The following is a 2,600-nucleotide window of genomic DNA, read 5'->3' as shown; positions in this document are numbered from 1 at the left end:
CCTGCCTGGCGCATTCCTTCCGGCATGAAACCTGCCATGTGACTGGCGCTATGAGAATCAAGTGAACTCATCCCCAGTCGGGATGCGGCGACCTGTGCCGCCTGTTCAAGTTCTCCTTCAGCCATACTGACCAGGATTTCATTGATGGCTGCGAGATGATCACGCATATTTGCCATCATGTGCTGCTGCATCATCTGCGGCAATTCGACTAATTGTCTCGTATCCTCATCAGCGCTGGATACATTAAACACAAGCACGCCTGCCAGCATGGCAGTTTGTACAAAGGGCTTTTTCATTTGATGCTCCGCGTTGTCTATCGTTTTCCACCGCCACCGGCTTTGGTCAGAAGCTTGTCCATCTGGCGGGTGGATAATATGCGCTTGGTGATTCCCATGATCCAGGTTGGCTTGGTGACATAGTAACGTTCTTTTGGATGCTTGCTCTCAAGTGCGTGAACTACTTTCTCATGCACAGCATCCGGTGGCAGGGTAAAGGGCGCGACCGGTCCTTCTGTTGTCAGGCGGCGAATCATTCCTTCGTACGCCTCCTTATGAATGCTTTTATCTGCATTTATGTATTTTTTGAACATTTTATAGCCATTATCACGGAATTTACTGACAATTGGCCCAGGCTCTATCAGGCTGACGTGTACGCCGGAGCCCTGCAGTTCCAGCCGCATGGTATCGGTCAGCCCCTCAATTGCGAACTTGCTGGCGTTGTAGGCACCACGATAGGCCATGGCAGCAAATCCCAGCACCGAACTATTCTGGATGATGCGCCCCGTCTGCTGTTGACGCATTGATGGCAGCAGGGCGCAGGTCAGCTCATGCCACCCGAAAAAATTGGCCTCAAACTGGGCTTTCAACGCCTCTCGGCTCAGGTCTTCCACAGCGCCTGGCTGACCATAGGCACCGTTATTAAACAGTGCGTAGAGCTTCCCGTCAGTCTGTTCGAGAACGTGATTGGCAGTTGCCCTGATTGAATCGCTGTCTGCGTACTCAAGATAGAGAGTTTCCAGCCCCTCGCTGGTGAGACGGGCGATATCCTCGTTATTTCGCGCAGTGGCGAAAACACGGTATCCGCGCGCCTGCAGGGCATGTGCGACATGGTGGCCGATGCCGCTTGAGCAGCCGGTAATCAGGATGGATTGGCTCATATGTGTAAAATCAGTGTCACAGAAGCCATTAATGTATTAAAATTCCGAAAATATTTCTTGCCTTTCCTCTCCGTTGTCCCGATTTTCGGGAAAATGGTCCAAGGAGTTGAATATGCCAATTTATGATTATCGCTGTGATGCCTGCGGGCATGAACACGAAGCGATGCAGAAGATGAGTGATGCACCGCTGACAACCTGTCCCGAGTGCGGCGAAGAGCAGCTCAAGAAGCAGCTCTCGGCTGCCGGTTTCCGTCTCAAGGGCGGTGGCTGGTACGAGACCGACTTCAAGGGTGGCAACTCGAAAAAGAATGTTGCCGAGAGCAGCAATACGAAAAGCTCATCAGGACACAAGTGCGGTACAGGCGGCTGCGGCAGCTGTAACTGACGGAACCCATACATCACTGGCACGGCGTTATCCTTGCGCCGTGCCATTTTTATTGACAACAGATTAACCTGAATTCGGATACCCCAGATGCGAACACACTATTGCGGACAACTTAACATCAGCCATAACGACGAAACCGTGGAACTCTGCGGATGGGTTCACCGTCGCCGTGACCATGGCGGTATCATCTTCATTGATCTGCGTGATCGTGACGGCCTGGTGCAGGTTGTTTATGACCCGGATGATGCAGACACCTTTGCCACTGCCGAAGAGGTTCGCGGTGAGTATGTACTTCGCATCAAGGGCCGCGTACGTCCGCGTCCGGAAGGAACAGTTAACAAGGACCTCGGTACCGGTGAGATCGAGATCCTCGGCCAGGAACTGGAAATCCTGAATCGCTCTGAAACACCTCCGATTCAGCTTGATGACGATGATGTCGGTGAAGATCTGCGCCTGCGTTACCGTTACATCGATCTGCGCCGCCCGTTGATGCAGGATCGTATTCGCATGCGTGCTGAAGTAACGCGCAACCTGCGTAGCTTTCTCGATAACGAAGGTTTTATCGATATCGAAACACCAATGCTGACCAAGGCAACGCCTGAAGGCGCGCGTGATTACCTGGTACCCAGCCGTACTCATGAAGGCAAGTTCTTTGCACTGCCGCAGTCACCGCAGCTCTTCAAGCAGCTGCTGATGATGTCTGGAATGGATCGCTACTACCAGATCGTGCGCTGTTTCCGTGACGAGGATCTGCGTGCCGACCGCCAGCCCGAATTCACCCAGCTCGATGTCGAGATGTCCTTTATTGATGATGAAGACATCATGCAGATCATGGAGCGCATGATCCGTCAGCTGTTTAAAACTGTTCTGGATGTTGATCTGCCTGATCCATTCCCGCGCATGACTTATGCAGAGTCGATGCATCGTTTCGGAAATGATCGCCCTGACATGCGCTGCCCGCTCGAACTGGTCGATGTTGCCGACCTGATGCAGGACGTTGAGTTCAAGGTGTTCGCCGGCCCGGCAAAAGATCCAAAGGGCAGGGTCGTTGCCCTGCGC

General features: G+C 52.9%; 4 protein-coding genes. 2 read left to right on the top strand and 2 right to left on the bottom strand.

Annotation, left to right across the window (positions count from 1 at the left end):
* Together BOW51_RS09635 and BOW51_RS09630 are read right to left on the bottom strand one after the other, a co-directional pair.
* The coding region (locus BOW51_RS09635; protein WP_078477532.1) for a hypothetical protein at positions 1-296 on the bottom strand (296 nt) is incomplete at its 3' end.
* A gap of 17 nt (positions 297-313) precedes the next feature.
* On the bottom strand, positions 314-1,156 hold the full coding sequence (locus tag BOW51_RS09630; RefSeq protein WP_078477531.1) for an SDR family oxidoreductase: 843 nt from the start codon (positions 1,154-1,156) through the stop codon (positions 314-316).
* Positions 1,157-1,268: 112 nt separating this feature from the next.
* Here BOW51_RS09630 and BOW51_RS09625 point away from each other — a divergent pair, with 112 nt between their 5' ends.
* Complete coding sequence (locus BOW51_RS09625) at positions 1,269-1,541, top strand: FmdB family zinc ribbon protein (protein WP_078477530.1); 273 nt, start codon at positions 1,269-1,271, stop codon at positions 1,539-1,541.
* A gap of 87 nt (positions 1,542-1,628) precedes the next feature.
* Positions 1,629-2,600 (top strand): aspartate--tRNA ligase (gene aspS, locus BOW51_RS09620; protein ID WP_078477529.1); only part of this gene is annotated, 972 nt, incomplete at its 3' end.

It is taken from the genome of Solemya elarraichensis gill symbiont (genome assembly GCF_002021095.1).
Taxonomy (GTDB): domain Bacteria; phylum Pseudomonadota; class Gammaproteobacteria; order Chromatiales; family Chromatiaceae.
Note: the sequence above shows the minus strand (reverse complement) of the source record. Positions and strands in the feature narration are given on the sequence as shown.

Coding starts and splice junctions, on each gene's coding strand:
- BOW51_RS09630 (WP_078477531.1), bottom strand. CDS start 1,156: ATGAGCCAATCCATCCTGATTACCGGCTGCTCAAGCGGCATCGGCCAC.
- BOW51_RS09625 (WP_078477530.1), top strand. CDS start 1,269: ATGCCAATTTATGATTATCGCTGTGATGCCTGCGGGCATGAACACGAA.